The 17,540-nt window shown below is 62.0% G+C and carries 16 protein-coding genes and 1 tRNA gene; 16 read left to right on the top strand and 1 reads right to left on the bottom strand.

Annotation, left to right across the window (positions count from 1 at the left end; all coding sequences use genetic code 11):
• The first annotated feature begins 36 nt into the window (after positions 1-36).
• The 16 genes from H3T88_RS03055 (at position 37) to H3T88_RS03130 (ending at position 16,594) form a co-directional block, all read left to right on the top strand.
• Complete coding sequence (locus H3T88_RS03055) at positions 37-681, top strand: DJ-1/PfpI family protein (protein ID WP_198203489.1); 645 nt, start codon at positions 37-39, stop codon at positions 679-681.
• 54 nt (positions 682-735) lie between these two features.
• On the top strand, positions 736-1,827 hold the full coding sequence (argC, locus tag H3T88_RS03060) for an N-acetyl-gamma-glutamyl-phosphate reductase (protein ID WP_198203490.1): 1,092 nt from the start codon (positions 736-738) through the stop codon (positions 1,825-1,827).
• The gene (argJ, locus tag H3T88_RS03065; protein WP_198203491.1) at positions 1,824-2,993 is read left to right on the top strand and encodes a bifunctional glutamate N-acetyltransferase/amino-acid acetyltransferase ArgJ; all 1,170 of its coding nucleotides are present in this window, start codon (positions 1,824-1,826) and stop codon (positions 2,991-2,993) included. Before argC ends, argJ begins: the two co-directional genes overlap by 4 nt.
• Before the next feature lie 72 nt (positions 2,994-3,065).
• Positions 3,066-4,013 (top strand): acetylglutamate kinase, encoded by a 948-nt coding sequence (gene argB, locus H3T88_RS03070; protein ID WP_198203492.1) that lies wholly within the window; start codon positions 3,066-3,068, stop codon positions 4,011-4,013.
• 28 nt (positions 4,014-4,041) lie between these two features.
• On the top strand, positions 4,042-5,316 hold the full coding sequence (locus H3T88_RS03075; protein WP_198203544.1) for an acetylornithine transaminase: 1,275 nt from the start codon (positions 4,042-4,044) through the stop codon (positions 5,314-5,316).
• Positions 5,317-5,363: 47 nt separating this feature from the next.
• A complete protein-coding gene (argF, locus tag H3T88_RS03080) occupies positions 5,364-6,338 on the top strand; it encodes an ornithine carbamoyltransferase (protein ID WP_198203493.1) in 975 nt (324 codons plus the stop codon).
• A complete protein-coding gene (locus H3T88_RS03085) occupies positions 6,338-6,874 on the top strand; it encodes an arginine repressor (protein WP_015022062.1) in 537 nt (178 codons plus the stop codon). The genes argF and H3T88_RS03085 overlap by 1 nt, the downstream gene beginning before the upstream one ends.
• A 59-nt stretch (positions 6,875-6,933) precedes the next feature.
• Positions 6,934-8,169 carry an argininosuccinate synthase gene (locus H3T88_RS03090; protein ID WP_198203494.1) on the top strand — a complete coding sequence of 412 codons (1,236 nt, stop codon included), beginning with the start codon at positions 6,934-6,936 and terminating at the stop codon, positions 8,167-8,169.
• Between the two features lie 17 nt (positions 8,170-8,186).
• A complete protein-coding gene (gene argH / locus H3T88_RS03095; protein WP_232347111.1) occupies positions 8,187-9,632 on the top strand; it encodes an argininosuccinate lyase in 1,446 nt (481 codons plus the stop codon).
• Between the two features lie 93 nt (positions 9,633-9,725).
• A complete protein-coding gene (locus H3T88_RS03100; RefSeq protein WP_198203496.1) occupies positions 9,726-10,457 on the top strand; it encodes an SGNH/GDSL hydrolase family protein in 732 nt (243 codons plus the stop codon).
• A gap of 249 nt (positions 10,458-10,706) precedes the next feature.
• Positions 10,707-12,038 (top strand): tyrosine--tRNA ligase, encoded by a 1,332-nt coding sequence (gene tyrS / locus H3T88_RS03105; RefSeq protein WP_198203497.1) that lies wholly within the window; start codon positions 10,707-10,709, stop codon positions 12,036-12,038.
• A gap of 23 nt (positions 12,039-12,061) precedes the next feature.
• On the top strand, positions 12,062-14,218 hold the full coding sequence (locus tag H3T88_RS03110; protein ID WP_198203498.1) for a helicase: 2,157 nt from the start codon (positions 12,062-12,064) through the stop codon (positions 14,216-14,218).
• Entirely contained in the window at positions 14,215-15,279 is a 1,065-nt protein-coding gene (locus tag H3T88_RS03115) for an HAD-IIA family hydrolase (protein WP_198203499.1), read from the top strand. The genes H3T88_RS03110 and H3T88_RS03115 overlap by 4 nt, the downstream gene beginning before the upstream one ends.
• 182 nt (positions 15,280-15,461) lie before the next feature.
• Positions 15,462-15,605, top strand: coding sequence for a hypothetical protein (locus H3T88_RS03120; RefSeq protein WP_157930020.1), 144 nt, complete (start codon positions 15,462-15,464; stop codon positions 15,603-15,605).
• 11 nt (positions 15,606-15,616) lie between these two features.
• Complete coding sequence (locus tag H3T88_RS03125) at positions 15,617-16,411, top strand: TlyA family RNA methyltransferase (protein ID WP_198203545.1); 795 nt, start codon at positions 15,617-15,619, stop codon at positions 16,409-16,411.
• A 106-nt stretch (positions 16,412-16,517) separates the two neighbouring features.
• Positions 16,518-16,594 (top strand) — tRNA-Arg (locus H3T88_RS03130).
• Between the two features lie 164 nt (positions 16,595-16,758).
• Here the strand turns inward: H3T88_RS03130 and H3T88_RS03135 are convergent.
• Entirely contained in the window at positions 16,759-16,959 is a 201-nt protein-coding gene (locus tag H3T88_RS03135; protein ID WP_110417355.1) for a hypothetical protein, read from the bottom strand.
• Positions 16,960-17,540 lie beyond the last annotated feature (581 nt).

Genomic DNA, 17,540 nt, shown 5'->3' on the forward strand with positions numbered 1-17,540 from the left:
AGTGGCAGGTCTGCAAGGGTGGAGAGGTTCATTCAAATGGTTCTGGATGTCAATATCGTTGTATTCGATGGATTCGAACCCTTGGATGTTTTTGGCCCCTTTGAGGTTTTCGTCAACACTGATGACGCCCGCGTACGGCTTTTCTCCTTGGACGGCCCTGGCGTGAAAGTCGGTGAGGGCGGTGTAAGGGTCGAAACCATGGGGTCTGAAGAGGTTGATCCCAAGGGGGTTCTGCTGATACCCGGCGGGTCCGGCACGCGAGCCCTGGTTGGGAACGATTGCTGGATAGGCCAGTTGGCAAGCCTGGTCGCTCGTTCGCCGCAGGTAATGACGGTCTGCACAGGCTCGGCTCTCTTGGCGGCCACCGGTGTGTTGGATGGTCGGCGTGCGACCTCCAATGACCTGGCCTTTGACTGGGTCGTCAGCACTGGCGAACGGGTGGACTGGATCAGGGATGCCCGCTGGGTGGTCGATGGAAGGTTTCGTACCTCTTCGGGCATCTCGGCCGGCATCGATATGGCCCTGGCCTTTGTGGAGGATACATGCGGGTCCGAGACTGCGGACAAGGCCAGCATGCAAATGGAATATATCCGCAACCGGGATTCCGGTTATGACCCCTTCGCACGGAAGAGAGTGCTGCACAGTAAAGGCAGAGGCATAACGACACGCCGAACTGCATAAATATGCGCTTTATTGCATGAGTATGTATGATAGTGCCCGACGAAGGGAGCACTCATGCGGCAATACACAGTGGCTGTAGCGGGAGCTTCGGGGTATGCCGGCTCGGAGATGATTCGTCTATTAGCGGCCCACCCTGCCTTCCAGGTATGCACGGTCACTGGCCATGGCTCAGCGGGCAGGTTGCTGGGAGAATTCTCGCCCAATCTTCCTGGGTCGCTGGCCTCCATGCAGATTCAGGACACTGAGCCGGAGACACTGGCTGGCCATGATCTGGTGGTTCTGGCCCTGCCTCACGGGGCTTCGGGTCCCCTGGCCGACAAGCTGGACAACCAATCGTTGATGGTCGACCTGGGTGCTGACCACCGGTTGGAGGACCCGGGCGACTGGAAAAGCTACTATGGTGGACCTTTCTCGAGACCGTGGACCTACGGGATGCCTGAGCTGCTCAACCCGGGCGGGGGTCGTCAGCGTCAGTTGCTTGGACAAACCCGACGGATCGCCGGTCCTGGGTGCAATGTCACAGCAGTCACTCTGGCCTTCCAGCCAGCCCTGGCCGCCGGACTGGTCCAGACCGATGATCTGGTGGCCGACCTTGCTGTCGGTTACTCGGGCGCTGGACGCTCAAGTGGCAGAATGGACCTGCTGGCAGCCCAGGCCATCAATTCGGCCCATCCCTACTCGGTCGCAGGAACCCACCGGCATATACCCGAAATTCTGCAGAACCTGCGCAAGGCCGCAGCCGCGGACCCCAACAGCGACGGGCCCCGGGGACCTATCCGCCTGGGGCTGACTCCCGTTCTGGTTCCTATGTCACGCGGGATACTGGCCGTTGTTTCGGCCCGGCTGAGCGCGCGTGGGCAAAGCATGGGGATGGCTGAAATGCGCGCCGTCTGGGAAGAGGTTTATGCCGAGGAACCGTTTGTCGATCTGCTGCCTGAGGGCAGGCTTCCCTCCACGGCAGATGTGTATGGTTCAAACCGCGCTCAAATCCAAGTCGCCGTGGATCAGCGCGCCGACCGCCTCTACGCTTTCGCCGCCATCGACAACCTGACCCGGGGCACCGCAGGCCAGGCCCTCCAGGCCGTAAACCTGGCTCTGGGCCTGCCCGAGGAGACCGGACTGACAACCATAGGAGTGGCACCATGAGCATCACCTATCCTGCAGGTTTCCGGACCGGCACCGCCATCGCCCATCGACCGGGAGGTTCACAGCGCCGAAACCTGGCCTTGGTCGTCAACAGCGGACCCATGGACACGGCTGTTGGGGTCTTCACACCCAATCGTTTCCGGGCTGCTCCGGTCATCTGGACCAGCCGAATTCTTGAAGAAGGCCATGCTGGAGCGGTGGTCATCAACTCCGGCAATGCCAACGCCTGCACGGGTCCCGAGGGCCTGGACCAGGCCAGAGCCATGGCCGAGCGGACAGGGGAGAAACTGGGCCTGCCGACCAAGCGGGTCGCTGTCTGCTCCACCGGGATCATCGGCCATCTGCTTCATCTCGATTCCATATTGACCGGCATCGACCAGGCCGCCCAGAAGTTGTCGGCCAGTCAGGAGGCAGGCGAAGAGGCCGCCAAGGCCATATTGACCACCGACACCTGCACCAAGACAGTGGCCCTGGACGGATCCGGCTGGCGGCTGGGCGGCATGGTCAAGGGCTCAGGGATGATCGCCCCGCAGTTGGCCACCATGATCTGCGTAATCACCACCGATGCCATTCTGGAGCCGGGGCAGGCACGTCAAGCCCTGTCCGAGGCTTGCCGGCTCAGCTTCAACCGAATCGATGTGGACGGGTGCATGTCCACCAATGACACCGTCCTGCTGATGGCCTCCGGGGCATCTGGTGTACGGCCTGACCCCGGCCAGTTCCAGGAGAAGCTCGCTCAGGCCTGTGCGGACCTGGCCCATCGGATCGTGGCAGACGGTGAGGGCAGCCGCCATCGGATTCGCATCCGTGTGGATGGTGCCGAGAGCGAGGATGCGGCCCTTGCCTGCGCTAGGGCGGTCTCCGGTTCCACGCTGCTCAAGTGCGCGGTGGCCGGTGAGGATCCCAACTGGGGTCGAGTGGTGTCCTCGCTGGGCACAGTGCCGGTTGCGACGGCGGCCTACGATCCGGCCCATGTGGATGTAAGCTTCAATGGCATCAAGGTTTGCCAGGGGGGCCGTCCCGGCCAGGACCCGGAGCTGGTCGACCTGCACGTTCCCGAGGTCCATATCGACATCGACCTTGGACAAGGTGACAGCCAGGCCACGGTATGGACCGATGATCTGACCCACGAATACGTGACCATCAATGCCGACTACCACACCTGACGGGAAACCTGATTAAGAGGCGGCACCAAGAGCTGCAGCAATCGGAAGATGGTTATAAGGAAGGGGAAGAGGATGGCGGAAGACGGGCAGGATGCCGGAGATGAAAAGGCCTTGGAGAACGCCCGCAAGGCCCAGGTGCTCATCGAGGCCCTGCCCTGGCTGGAGGAGTTCGCCGGACAGCGGATTGTGGTCAAATACGGTGGCCACGCCATGGTGGACGACCATCTGCGTCAGTGTTTCGCCCAGGACATGGTCTTTCTGAGGCAGGTGGGCATGCATCCGGTGGTGGTGCACGGTGGTGGCCCGCAGATTTCCCGCATGCTCCAGGCCCTGGGCATCCCCTCGGTCTTCCGTGGCGGACTGCGGGTGACCACCCCCGAAACCATGAAGGTTGTTCGCATGGTGTTGACCGGACAGGTGGGCAGGGATCTTGTCGGCGCCATCAACGCTCACGGTCCCATGGCCGTCGGCCTGTCAGGGGAGGATGCTGGCCTGTTCAGTGCGGCACGCCGTACCGGCATGGCGGATGGCCGACCGGTTGATCTGGGCCTGGTGGGCGAGGTCGTGGGCGTGGATGCCTCGGCCGTCGAAGATCTGATTGATGCCGGACGAATCCCTGTCGTCTCCTCCGTAGCTCCTGACGAGCAGGATTCCACCCAGGTGCTCAACGTGAATGCCGATGCGGCCGCATCTGCTTTGGCGGTAGCCCTGGGCGCCCGGAAACTGGTCATTCTCACCGACGTGGAGGGATTATACGCCAACTGGCCCCAGGCCGACTCCCTGGTTTCCAGCATCGGTGTGGACCGGCTTGAGGATATGTTGGAGGACATGCATGAGGGGATGCGACCCAAGATGGAGGCCTGCCTGCAGGCCGTGCGCTCCGGTGTGGGGGAGGCCCACGTCATCGACGGGCGGCGGCCGCATTCCATGCTCAACGAGATATTCACCCGCAATGGCATCGGCACGGTGGTCACGCCGGGCCGGGACATGATCATGAGGAGGAGTCATGACGAAGGCTGATGCGCCCACTGCCGAAACTGTTGAGCCAATGAGGACTCCCGAGGGGCCGCAGAGCAGTCAATGGGCTGACCGCTATGAGCGAGTCCACATGCAGGTCTTCGGTCGACCGGGCAGGGTCATGGATCATGGCCGAGGTGCCTGGATCTGGGACCTGGACGGCAACCGCTACCTGGACATGATGGCCGGCATCGCGGTCAATGCCCTGGGTTACGCCCATCCTGCTTGGAACAAGGCATTGGTTGAGCAGGCTGGAAAGATGGCCCACATCAGCAACTTCTTCGCTTCACAGCCTCAGATCGAGCTGGCCGAACGACTGCTGGACCTGGCCCAGGCCCCAAAGGGATCCCGCGTCTTCTTCGCCAACTCGGGGACCGAGGCCAATGAGGCGGCCATCAAGCTCGCTCGGTTGCATGGCGCGCGCATGGGCGGGCATCCCGGTCGGATTCTGGCTCTGACCCATAGCTTCCACGGCCGCAGCATGGGCTCCTTGAGCCTGACATGGAAGCCGGCCATCCGTGAGCCCTTCCAGCCCTTGGTTCCGGGGATGGGCTTCCTGCCGGCAGAAGACGGCGAGGCTATAGAAGAGGCTTTCGCACAGGGGGAGACCTCAGGAGAGCCGGTGGCTGCCATCATTCTGGAGCTCATTCAGGGAGAGGCCGGGGTGCTGCCGCTGAATCCTGACTACGTTAGCCAGGTGCGTGAGCTCTGTAGCCGGCATGGGGCCCTGATGATTTTGGACGAGGTGCAGACCGGCATGGGTAGGACCGGCCACTGGTTCGCCTTCCAGGATCAGAGCCTGTCCGGAGGAGCCTGCCCGGACGTGCTCACCTTCGCCAAGGGGGTCGCAGGCGGCTTCCCCATGGGCGGGATGATCACCTTCGGCCCTGGGCCATCAGGTCTGCTGACCCCTGGCCTGCACGGGTCCACCTTCGGCGGCAATCCCCTGGGATCGGCCCTGGCACTGACCACCTTGGAGACCATCCAGCGGGAGGGTCTACTGGAACGGGCGCGGCAGATGGGGGAGAGGCTGCGTGCCGGCCTTACCGATTGTGGCAATCCCCTCTATACCCAGGTCAGGGGCAGGGGGCTCCTGGATGCGGTCCAGCTGAGCGCTCCCTGTGCCGGGGATTTGGCCTCCTGGGCCCTGGATCATGGACTGATTGTCAACGCAGTGGCCCCTGATGCCCTGCGTCTGGCCCCGCCCCTGATCATCCAGGCCGATCAGATCGACCTGGCCGTGGACATCCTGTCCAAGGCTCCGGCAAGTCTCGCGGACAAGGGCCTGCGGCAGGATGATCAGTGAGATCAGCCATCAATGACGTACATGACCATATCGATAGGGAGGCAGAGATGAACAACGGTTTGCGGCACATGCTGCGTGACGACGACCTCAACCATGAGGAGCAGTTGGAGGTTCTTCGACTGGGCATGGCGTTCAGGGCCAATCCCTATTTATCTCAGCCCTATCAGGGGCCTCAGGCCGTGGCCATCATCTTCGACAAGCCCAGCACGCGCACCAGAACCAGCTTCTGTGTGGGCGTGGCCCAGCTGGGCGGCTATCCCATGGTCATCGACAGCTCTGGCTCGCAGCTGGGCCGTGGCGAGCCCGTGGCGGACACCTCCAACGTGCTGACACGGATGACGTCCACCATAGTCTGGCGCACCTTTGGCCAGGATCGGGTGGAGACCATGGCTGCACATGCCACCGTGCCCGTCATCAACGCGCTGACCGACTCCTTCCATCCCTGTCAGGTCCTGGCCGACTTCCTGACACTTGCACAGCACCGGGGCGGTGTTGACGCCTTGGCCGGCATGACCATCGCCTACCTGGGAGACGCAGCCAACAACATGGCCAACTCCTATCTGCTGGGCGGGGCAGTGGCCGGCATGAACGTGCGTATTGCCGGCCCACGCGGCTTCCTTCCTGATCCGAGTCTGTTGGATCAAGCTCGGGCTCTGGCTGCTGAAAACGGGGGATCCATTCTGGTCACCACGGATCCGGTCCAGGCCGTGGAGGATGCTGACTGCGTCTTCACGGACACCTGGGTCTCCATGGGCGAGGAGGACCAGTACGCCATTCGCTCCCATCCTTTCCTGCCCTATCAGGTCAACGCCGCACTTATGGCCCATGCCCGCCCGGATGCCCTCTTCCAGCACTGCCTGCCCGCCTACAGGGGCCGGGAGGTTACGGCCGAGGTCATCGACGGCCCACAGTCCGTGGTCTGGGACGAGGCAGAAAACCGGCTGCACGCCCAGAAGGCCCTGATGACCTGGCTGGTGGCCCGCTCCCGAGGTGACGAATCCCTCCTGCAAGGGGTGTGCTGATGCGTCCAACGACCAAGGTGGCCAGGCTGGACGCCATCCGCCAGGCATTGAACCGACATCGTGTCAACTCCCAGCAGCAGCTGTCGGCCCTGCTGGCTGATCAGGGCATCGAAGTGACCCAGGCCACCCTCAGCCGGGATTTGGACGACCTGCACGCCACCAAGCTGCGCTATGCAGACGGGAGCATGGCCTACTGGATTCCCGCCACCACCGACCAGCAGGCCATGGAGGCCGCTGCAGCCGAGGGGCCTGAGGTCGAGGGGGAGAACAAGACCGATGCCTACCTGGCCAAGATTCTGACCGGGCTGATCACCTCGGTGGCTCGGGCCCGCAACCTTCTGGTGGTCAGAACCCCGGCCGGCGCCGCCCAGTACGCGGCTTCAGCCCTGGACCGCCAGCCCATCAAGGGCATCCTGGGCACCATAGCCGGGGACGACACGATTCTGATCATCGCCGCCGACGATCAGGCGGCATCATCCCGGGCCGACTGGCTCATGACCATCGTCTCAGGCCAGGAGGATGCCAGGGCCCGATGAGTGCCGAAGACACCAATTCAGCATCTGCAAGTGTGAAATTACAAGGAAAGAGGATCGCCATGACCGAAAACAATCGCATCGTGCTGGCCTACTCGGGCGGCCTGGACACCTCGGTGTCCATTCCCTACCTCAAGGAGCGCACCGGCAAGGATGTGGTGGCCGTCTCCCTGGATGTGGGCCAGGGCGGGGAGCGTCTGCAGACCATCCGCCAGCGGGCCCTGGACTGCGGGGCCGTCGAGTCCGTCGTGGTGGATGCCCGTGACGAGTTCGCCAGGGATTACTGCATGCTGGCGCTCAAGGCCAATGCCATGTACGAGGGCGTCTACCCGCTGGTATCGGCCATCTCCAGGCCGCTGATCACCAAGCATCTGGTCCAGGCGGCCCACAAGTACGGTGCCGACACCATAGCCCACGGCTGCACCGGCAAGGGCAACGACCAGGTCCGCTTCGAGGTCTCCATCATGTCCATCGATCCCTCGCTGAAGGCCATCAGCCCCATCCGCGACCTGGGATTGATGCGGGATGTAGAGATCGCCTACGCCAAGGAGCACCACCTGCCCATCGAACAGACCGAGGAGAGCCCCTATTCCATCGACCAGAACGTCTGGGGACGGGCCATCGAGACCGGCTACCTGGAGGACCCCTGGAACGGACCCACCAAGGATGTCTACTCCTACACCGACGACCCGGCCTTCCCGCCGGTCGAGGACGAGGTGACCATCGACTTCGAGCAGGGCATCCCCGTGCGCATCGACGGCAGGGCCGTCACGCCTCTGGAGGCCATCGAGGAGATGAACCGCCGGGCCGGAGCCCAAGGGATCGGACGTGTGGATCTGATTGAGGACAGGCTGGTGGGCATCAAGTCCCGCGAGCTCTACGAGGCTCCGGGGGCCGTGGCCCTGATCACCGCCCACCAGGAGTTGGAGAACTGCTGCCTGGAGCGCGAACAGCACCGGATCAAGCGCGACATCGACAAGCGCTGGGGCGAGCTGGTCTACGACGCCCAGTGGTACTCGCCTGCCGTCCGTTCACTGAACGCCTTCATCGAAGAGACCCAGCGCTATGTCTCCGGCCGCATCCGCATGGTCATGCACGGAGGACGGGCCGTGGTCACCGGCCGACAGTCCGACAGCTCCCTCTACGACTACAGCCTGGCCACTTACGAGTCGGGTGACAGCTTCGACCAGAATGCCTCCAACGGGTTCATCGCCATCTATGGTCTGGCCGACAAGGTGGCCGCTGCACGCGATATGCGCTTTGGCAACGGCATCGCACAGGACGAGCAAGAGCAGTGAGCACCGACGACAAGCCCATGGCCCTCTGGGGCGGGCGCTTCAGCGGAGGGCCCTCGCCGGCGCTGGTCGAGCTCAGCCGGTCCACCCAGTTCGACTGGCGCCTGGCCGATGACGACCTGGCTGGTTCCCGTGCCCACGCCCGGGCCCTCCACCGTGCTGGACTGCTGGATGACGGCGAGCTGGAACGTATGGAGCAGGCCCTGGATGAGCTCCAGGACCAGGTGGACTCCGGTGCCTTCGCCCCTGAACCTGGCGACGAGGACGAGGCCACGGCACTTGAGCGCGGTCTGATCGACATAGCAGGGGACCAGCTGGGCGGCAAACTGCGAGCCGGGCGCTCGCGCAACGATCAGATCGCCACTCTGATTCGGATCTGGTTGCGTCGTCATGCCCGGGTGCTGGCCAAGGACCTGCTGCGCACGGCCCAGGCTCTGATGGATCAGGCCCGTGCGGCGGGGACCACGGTCATGCCTGGCCGCACCCACATGCAGCATGCCCAGCCTGTTCTGCTGGCCCACCAGCTCATGGCCCATGTCTGGCCCCTGATCCGTGACCTGGAGCGCCTGAGGGACTGGGACCAGCGTGCCGATGCCAGCCCATATGGATCTGGCGCGCTCGCTGGCACCACCTTGGGGCTGGACCCACTGCCGGTGGCACGGAATCTGGGCTTTAGCCGGGTATGTGCCAACTCCATCGACGGGACAGCCGCCAGGGATGTGGTGGCCGAATTCGCCTTCGTCGCCGCCATGGTCGGCGTGGACCTGTCCAGACTGGCCGAGGAGATCATCATCTGGAATACCCAGGAGTTCGCCTTCGTCCGCCTGGACGATGGATATTCGACTGGGTCCTCCATCATGCCCCAAAAGAAGAATCCCGACGTGGCCGAGCTGGCTCGCGGCAAGGCCGGTCGACTGGTCGGGGATCTGGCTGGTCTGTTGACCACACTCAAGGGGCTGCCGACAGCCTATGCACGTGACCTGCAGGAGGACAAGGAGGCGGTCTTCGACCAGGTGGACACCCTGGAGGTCCTGCTGCCCGCCTTTGCCGGCATGATTGCCACTCTGACCTTCAACAAGGATCGCCTGGAGGAGCAGGCCCCCACAGGCTTCGCTCTTGCCACCGACCTGGCGGAGTGGCTCGTCAGGGAAGGAGTGCCATTCCGGCATGCCCATGAGCTTTCCGGGGCCTGCGTCAAGTTGGCCGAGGGGCGAGGTTGCGAGCTGGCTGATCTGGAGGATGACGATTTCGTCAGGGTCTTCGCTGACTGGGTGCCCGCCGAGAGGGCTCCTGAAGTCCGTTCGGTCCTGACCGCCGGGGGAGCCGTGCGCGCTCGCCAGGGCCAGGGGGGCACCGCACCGGAGAGGGTCAAGGAGCAGATGGATCAGGCTGCACATGAGCTGGAGGAACTGAAGGCCTTCGCCGACTCGCAGTCTGATGGGCCTGCCTACCGTCCGCCCAGGTGAGCTCTCTGGTTTCCGCCAGGCCGGTGGCCGCGTTAAAATTCCGAGCGGCAATTCCTCAAGGGGGACGGCAAACAGCGAAAGGCGGCGGCGAACATGAATCCGGTGGCACTGGTCCAGGCTTGGTGGGCCAAGCAGCACATCACTCTGGCCAAGGAACCGCCCGGCTCACGCCAGGGGTTGTGCTCGCCTCCGGATCAAGGTCGCGACCTGGAACCGCTGACCATGCTGGTGGTGGGCGATTCCATGGCGGTCGGCTGCGGGGTGGAGGACCAGAGCCAGGGCTTCGTCCCTGATATAGCCGCCTGCCTGGCCGCCCGGTTGGGGCGCCCGGTATCCTGGTCGACCCAGGGTCGGCTCGGGGCCACCATTCGCAGGGTGCGCTATAGATTCCTGCCCGCTCTGCAGGACCATCCTGATCTGCTGGTCCTGTGTGCAGGTTCCAACGACATCATGGCCAACCGCACCGATGAGCAGTGGCGGGATGACCTGGCAGCCAGCATCGAGCTGGCTAAAGATAAGGGCCGTCAGGTGCTGGTCCTCAGCTCCGGTCAGCTCTATCGGGATCCAGCCCTGGGCAGGGCGCTCAGGGCCGAGGTGGAGCGTCGGATAGCCCGTCAGACACAGACCAGCCGTCAGGTCTGCCAAGACGCCTCGGTGCCTTTCGTGGATGCCACCCGCGACGACGTTGGCACCGACCGACCCGACTTCTGGGGCATTGACCACTTTCATCCGGGAGTCCAAGGGTACCAGCGCATGGCCGCCTGCGTGGTCGACCACATTCCCCAAGACTTGATTAATCAGTTATCTGTATCGGCACATTCCTGATTTGAATGCAGCGATTATGCTGAGAGGCTCCTTCGGATCGGCCCTGCCTTAGAGAGACAGTCAGTGGTCAATAGTCAATCGACAGCGGCTGATCCGCAATAAATAATCAGTCCGGCTTCGTGCCTTGGTGATTCCGGCTTGATGCGGCCTTGTCTGCAGTGGTTCGAGGCTCTGCCGTGTCGGTATCTGTTGCAAGAATAGTAGGGTTTAGCATACATTCATCAAATATTCGATAGGGAGTAGCCTCTCATGTCGCAGGTCACCGATTTCAGGCAGGCGGGTTTCGACTCGCTTTTCGACGAACTCAAGTGGCGCGGTCTCATTGCCCAGTGCACGGACGAGTCCGAGCTCAGGAAGGTGCTGGCCGACCCCTCGGTGACCTATTATTGCGGATTTGACCCCACGGCCCCATCATTGCACGTGGGCAATCTGGTCCAGCTGCTCAACATGCGCCACCTGCAGGCGGCCGGTCTGCATCCCATCGCTGTTGTGGGCGGGGCCACCGGGTTGATCGGCGACCCTCGGCAGTCGGGGGAGCGCACCCTGAATCCCAAGCAGACCGTGGCCGAATGGACCGAGCGCCTGCGTGGCCAGATCGGGCGCTTCCTGGATACCGAGGGGGACAATCCCGTCCGATTCGTCAATAATTATGAGTGGACCGGCTCTATGAGCACCATCGACTTCCTGCGCGATGTGGGCAAGAACTTCCGCATGGGCACCATGCTGGCCAAGGACACGGTGGCCCGCCGTCTGGACTCCGACGAGGGCATCTCATTTACCGAGTTCAGCTACCAGGTGCTTCAGGGCAACGACTTCCTGGAGCTCTTCGACCGCTATGGATGCAGTCTGCAGCTGGGCGGCAGCGACCAGTGGGGGAACCTGACCAGCGGCCTGGACCTGATTCGCAAGGTGCGCAATGCCTCCGTCAACGTGATGACCAGCCCATTGATCACCGACTCCCAGGGCAAGAAGTTCGGCAAGTCCGAAGGCAATGCGGTCTGGCTGGATCCCACCATGTTCAGCCCCTATCGCTTCTACCAGTTCTGGTTCAACCAGCCTGACGACCAGGTGGTCAAGCTGCTGAAGACCTTCACCTTCCTGCCCAAGGTCGAGATCGAGCGTCTGGAGGAGAGGACCGCCCAGGATCCGGGGGCGCGGGAGGCCCAGAAGGTTCTGGCCTGGCAGGTGACCTCATATGTGCACGGCGAGCATGCCGCCCAGGGGGCCATTGATGCCTCTGGTGCCCTCTTTGGTCGCGGCAAGACCCTGGAGGAGTTGGACGAGGATGTGCTGGATTCCGCACTCGATGGCCTCAAAGTCGATGATGGTCAAGGTGGGCGAGTCCTGCCCGCAGCCAGCGAGGGCCAGCGTCTGGTGGAGGCCGGGGTTGCGGTCGGGCTCTTCCGCTCGGTCTCCGAGGCGCGCAAGACTGTGGCCTCGGGCGGCTTCTACCTGAATAACCAGCGGGTCGAGGATCCGGATCAAGTTTTGGAGAACAAGGACTTTCTGCATGGGCGCTTCGCCCTGGTTCGCAGAGGAAAGAAGGCCCTGGGCGCGCTTGAGCGTCGGGCCGGCAAGTAGGAACGTAGGAATTAAGGACACTGATGGCAGAAGAACACAATCATTCCCGGGGCGATCGCGGACGGGGCCGGGGCGGTTCGCGCCCAGGCGGCTTCCGGTCGGGCGGCCATCGCTCTTCGGGCTTCCACAAGGGCGGTTCGCACTCGGGCGGATACCGCTCCGGAGGCTATCGTTCGGGGGGTCACCGTTCCGGCAACTTCCGAAACCATGACAGCGAGGGCGGCGAAGAGCGTCGTTCCGAGAACAGGAATGGCCAGCGGCCCTTCCGCGGGCGCGGGCACGACCGGTTCGAGAGTGACAATCGCGGATACAGACATGACCGTCAGGATGGTCACGGCGGCTTCCGCAGGGATTCCGACCGGGATCGGCATTTTGACAGGCGTGACGACCGCCACGGCCGTCGGCAGGATGGCGACCGTCCACGTCGCGACTTCCATGCCAACGGGAATGGCGGATATGGGCATCGTGATCGTGACAACAACCGCGGTCGGTCGGGGTATGGCTACCAGCGGCATGACCGTGACCGTGATCGTGGCCAGGGCTTCCACGGGGACCGCCGTCGGAATGACGACTGGAGGTTTGATCGTCGGCAGGATGAGCGGTCCGGTGGGGATCGCCCCTGGAACAACCGCTCCCGTGATGACCGTCCACGTCATGACCGTTCACATGGGGATCGTCCCTACGGCAACCACTCCTATGGCGACCGTTCCCGTGATGACCATCGTCAAGGCGGCTATCGGGGCGACCGTTCCCGTGGCGACAGGTATCAGGGCCAGCGCGGCCGTGATGAGCGTCGTCGTGACGCTTATCGCCATGACGACCGCCGCGGGGCCTATCAACGTGACCGCCAGAATGGCTATGACCGTGGTCGCCGCAACTCTGACGGGACCATCTCCTACCCCTCGCAGAACCCCTACACGGATCGTCGGCCTGGCGAGCCCAAGATGCCCAAGGGCCTGGAATGGTCCATGCTCTCCAAGGATGATCGCCTGCGCCTACGTGGACTGAGCAAGGAGCACGCAGAGAACATCGGCCTGCACATCCTGGCCGCCTACGCGCTTGAGGAGACCGATCCCCAGGGGGCCCTGGCTCATGCCAAGTGGGCTGCCCGGCAGGCCTCGCGAATCGATCTTGCCCGTGAGACGCTGGCCCTGGTGGCCTACCGCCAGGGCGACTACAAGCTGGCCCTGAAGGAATTCCGCACTGCGCACCGCATGAACGGCTATTCCGATTACCTGCCCTTCATCGCCGACTGTGAACGTGGTCTGGGAAATCCCCGCAAGGCCATTGAGGAGGCCACCTCCGAGGAGGGCAGCCAGCTGCAGGGCGAATCCAAGGCGGAGATGTTCCTGGTTTATGCCGGAGCGCTGGGCGATCTGGGCCTGTGGGACAAGGCCATCGAGACCGTTCAGGCCCTGGTCAAGGCCCGCGGACTTAGTGGCGACTACCGGATGCGTGCCGTGCAGGCCGAGCAGAACTTCCTTGAACAGGCTGGTCGCAGCCAGGAGGCTCTGGAGTTGGAACCCCTGCTGGATCGGCTGGAAGCGGAGTATGCCGACGAGGATGAGGACGAAGATGGCCAGAAGGACGGACAGTCCGAGGAGATCCTGATTGACTATGACCTGGAGCACCTGGATTCGGCCATGATGGAGGAGCTCTCCATTGACCCGGATGGCGGTGACAATGATTCGGAGGAGGCTGATGTCACTGATGCATCCGATCAGGGTGCCGATGACAGTAAGGTTGAGGAATCTCCTGAATCAGTAGCTTCGAACGATTCAGCGGGCTCAACTGACACAGGTGGCTCAAGTGATTCGACTGAATCTTCCGATTCAGCCGTTATCCCTGACACGGTTGGTTCAACAGGTTCGTCTGACTCAGCTGGTTCATCCGGAATGCCGGAATCTGGAATGCGGGAATCATCAGATGCTGTGGAGGAATCAAGGGGAGAGTCAACCAGTCTTGATGCGCAAACTTCAGACGATGGTTCTCAAAGCGACAAAGTTGGTGACGAAACTGGCGTGGCTGTTACCGGTGAATCGGCTGCTGACGTCGGTGGTGACACGACGGTCCAGGCTGCAGGATCCGAGTCAGACACTATCGATGTTCAAAATGAGCAGGTCAGGGATGAGCAGGTCAAGGAGTCCGATACTTCTGATGAAGACAAGGCTGAATCGTGACCGTCTTCCTCAAAGGAACTGATGACGCTCCGGCAAAGACCTACCGTCTGGCCCTGCTGGACCTGGACGGGGTGGTCTACCGGGGCGCTGACCCTGTCGAGCATGCGGCCGAGGGCATCGACCGCGCTCAGACGCTCGGCATGCGCATGGCCTACACGACCAACAATGCATCCCGGTTTCCCCATGTAGTGGCCGATCAGCTGCGCGGGTTCGGTCTGACCCTGGACGATGGTCAGGTCATCACATCGGCCGTCGTTGCCGCACGAATGCTGCGCCGACACCTGCAGGAGGGAGCCAGGGTACTGGTTATCGGATCCGATCATCTACGAGATCAGATCCGCCTCAACGGGATGGTGCCCGTGGACAAGGCTGCAGATCAGCCAGTGGCTGTTATTCAGGCTTGGTATCCCGAACTGGGCTGGCAGGATCTGGCCCAGGCCGCCTTTGCCATCGAAAACGGTGCACGTTACTTCACCACCAACAAGGATAGGACCCTGCCCCGCGAAGGAGGTATGGCACCCGGCAACGGAGCCATGCTCCAACCGGTGATTCTGGCTACTGGCAAGCAGCCGGAGGACTCAGCCGGCAAGCCGGAATCGGCCATGTACGACGAGGCTCGGCAGCTGTTGGCTGGCAGCCAGGAGAAGAACTTGGACGTTGACCAATGCCTGCCTGTAGGTGATCGTCTGGACACCGACATCGAGGCAGCCAACCGGGGTGGGTACGACTCCATGGTTGTTCTTACAGGCGTGGCGCGAACACCCGCCATTCTGACTGCACCGGCCAAGTTGCGGCCGACTTATCTGGCTGAAGACCTGCGCGGCCTCACCTCGCCACAACCCCAGCCCAGTAAGGAGGCAGACCAGACATGGCACTGCGGCGGTCAAACAGCAAAAGTAGATGATGACGGGCATATCACCTTGCGTGCTCTTGAGGGAGGCGGCGATCCACTGTCTGATCTGGATGCTGTGCGAGCTTGCGCCTGTGCGCTCTGGGAGCACCAGGATCGTGGTGGAGACATGCACTCACTGGATCTGCCCGCCTTCGTCGTAGGGGCATAGCGGCCATGTCGGAAGAGGCCAATTCCGGACAGTTCGGAGCGAGTGGATCACCCCAGGAATCAAATCACTACGGGTTACCTGAGCAGTCCGGCCAGACTGGGCAGCCTGTAGGGTCTGAGTATTCTGGACGGTTCTCACAGGCAGATGATGAGGATACGACTGCATTAGCACCTGAAAAGCCCATGGATAAGCAAGCTATGGCCCCTCTCTTGGAGCGTTTCCCTGATTTGGCTGAATTGGACAATCTGGACGATGCACAACAGGTCGAGCTGCTCGGCAAGGTGCTGACGGGGCTCCAGCAGGACCTGAACCGGGAGGGCAAGTGAACGATGAGGACCTGGTCGTCAAAGCAGGGGCCGGTCGTAGAAGAACCGTTGCTCTTGCCCGCGACCGGCTTGACCGCATCCTGTCTGCGCAAGGGCTGACGGATTCGCGTGCCAGAGCCCAGGCTTTGATTCGTCAGGGTCGGGTTACGGTCAATGATCATCCGGCATCGAGGCCTTCTCAGAGCGTCCAGCCAGGCGATGTGATCCTTCTGGATCCGGGCGATGACTATGCCTCAAGGGGGGCGTTGAAGTTGGAGGGTGCCCTGACGGCTTTTGCGGCGCAGGGGATGCCCGGTCCGCGTGACAGGCTTTGCCTCGATATCGGGGCTTCCACGGGCGGTTTCACTGACGTTCTGCTCAGACATGGTGCGAGGCGTGTTATCGCCCTTGATGTGGGCCACGGACAGTTGTTGGAACGGATTGCCGCTGATCCTAGGGTGATTGACATGAGCGGTGTCAACATACGCGAAGTCCAGTCGGGAGACCTGCCGTATCATCCGGAATATGTGGTCTCGGATGTGTCTTTCATCTCGCTGACCTATGTCATTCCTGTCCTGCCTAGGTTGCTCGCGCCTGCTGCCAACTGCTTGCTGCTGGTCAAACCCCAGTTCGAGGTCGGACGTAGCCTGCTGGGCCATCATGGCATTGTGACGGACGAGGACCGCAGGCAAGAGGCTCTGGAACGTGTCTTGGCCTGTGCACGTGAGCATGGATTTGCTGTCCGAGCTACCATGCCATCGCCCATAACCGGTGCTCATGGCAACGTTGAATATCTGCTCTGGCTGTCTTGGCTACAGTCGGCCTAAGGCCTATGGTTTCTCGCTTCCTGTGCGACACACCAGGCTGGACAGAATCCACAATTGCGGTAGTATAAATGAGTTGTCAAAAACGAGTTCCTCGTCAAGATGACATGCGCCAGTAGCCCAACGGATTAGAGCAGCTGACTACGGATCAGCAGGTTGCAGGTTCGAATCCTGTCTGGCGCACCACACAGAAGCCCTACAGCCACAACGGCTGTGGGGCTTTTCCTTTATCCGGACCAAGGCATGCAGGCCCCAAAATGTATACTCAATGTATACTAAATTGCATCGGATTATTCCGACACTCCCGACGCATAGAAAAAGCCCCGCCGGATCGGGGCTGCTGATTCGCCTCATTTGAACAGGTCCCAGATGCTGACCGTGGTCTTCCGGTAGATCTTGTTGTACATGGCTTTCCTGGGGTTTCGTATCCATCCCATGCCTTTCCTCCCGTATCCGGGAATGAGGGCCTTCTTCGCCTGCCTCTTCCACTTGCCGGTGGTTCGTGCTTTGAGGGAGCGTCTGGGGCTGGGGGTGCGCATGCCGATCTTCATTGCCTTCACTTCTCTTGGTCTTCTATGGTAAGCATGACATTTTGCCCGGTAGACGATATGCCTATGCTGTATCCGTTCTTCTCCAGATATCCGCTGCCGTCGTCTTGCACTCGATCGTTCAGCTCATCAGCGGTAACGCCAACGGTTTTCGTGATGCACGATAGACTGGGCAAAGCCTCAGAGCTTATGTCCGAGTCCAATTCAGACATGTACAGTATGCTGTTCTCTTTTTTGTTGTACTGAATAGCATCGGATGCTTTGCTGCATTTGGCGTTGAGTCGTTTTACCGCATCGGAGCTCTGTTCTCCGCATGCAGCCTGCGAGACTGATGCGCATATCACCAGGAGCAACGAGGCCAATTCTTGACCATGTGATTTTTTGCATCGTCTGGGACTATCAGCAGACTACCAGCAAGATTAGAGCTGTAGTCGGATACCCTAAGCGCACGGGGAAAGGCCGACCTGTACAGCCAGGTGGAGGATACCCTTCAGGGTGCGCCCAGCGATATCGGCCTCTGGGGACGCAGAGCGCCCCAGCTGCTCGCCAAGCTGACAGTCCGGGTGGGCAGGCTCGCCGACGCT

This window comes from Bifidobacterium sp. W8110, assembly GCF_016101375.1.
GTDB lineage: Bacteria > Actinomycetota > Actinomycetes > Actinomycetales > Bifidobacteriaceae > Bombiscardovia > Bombiscardovia asteroides.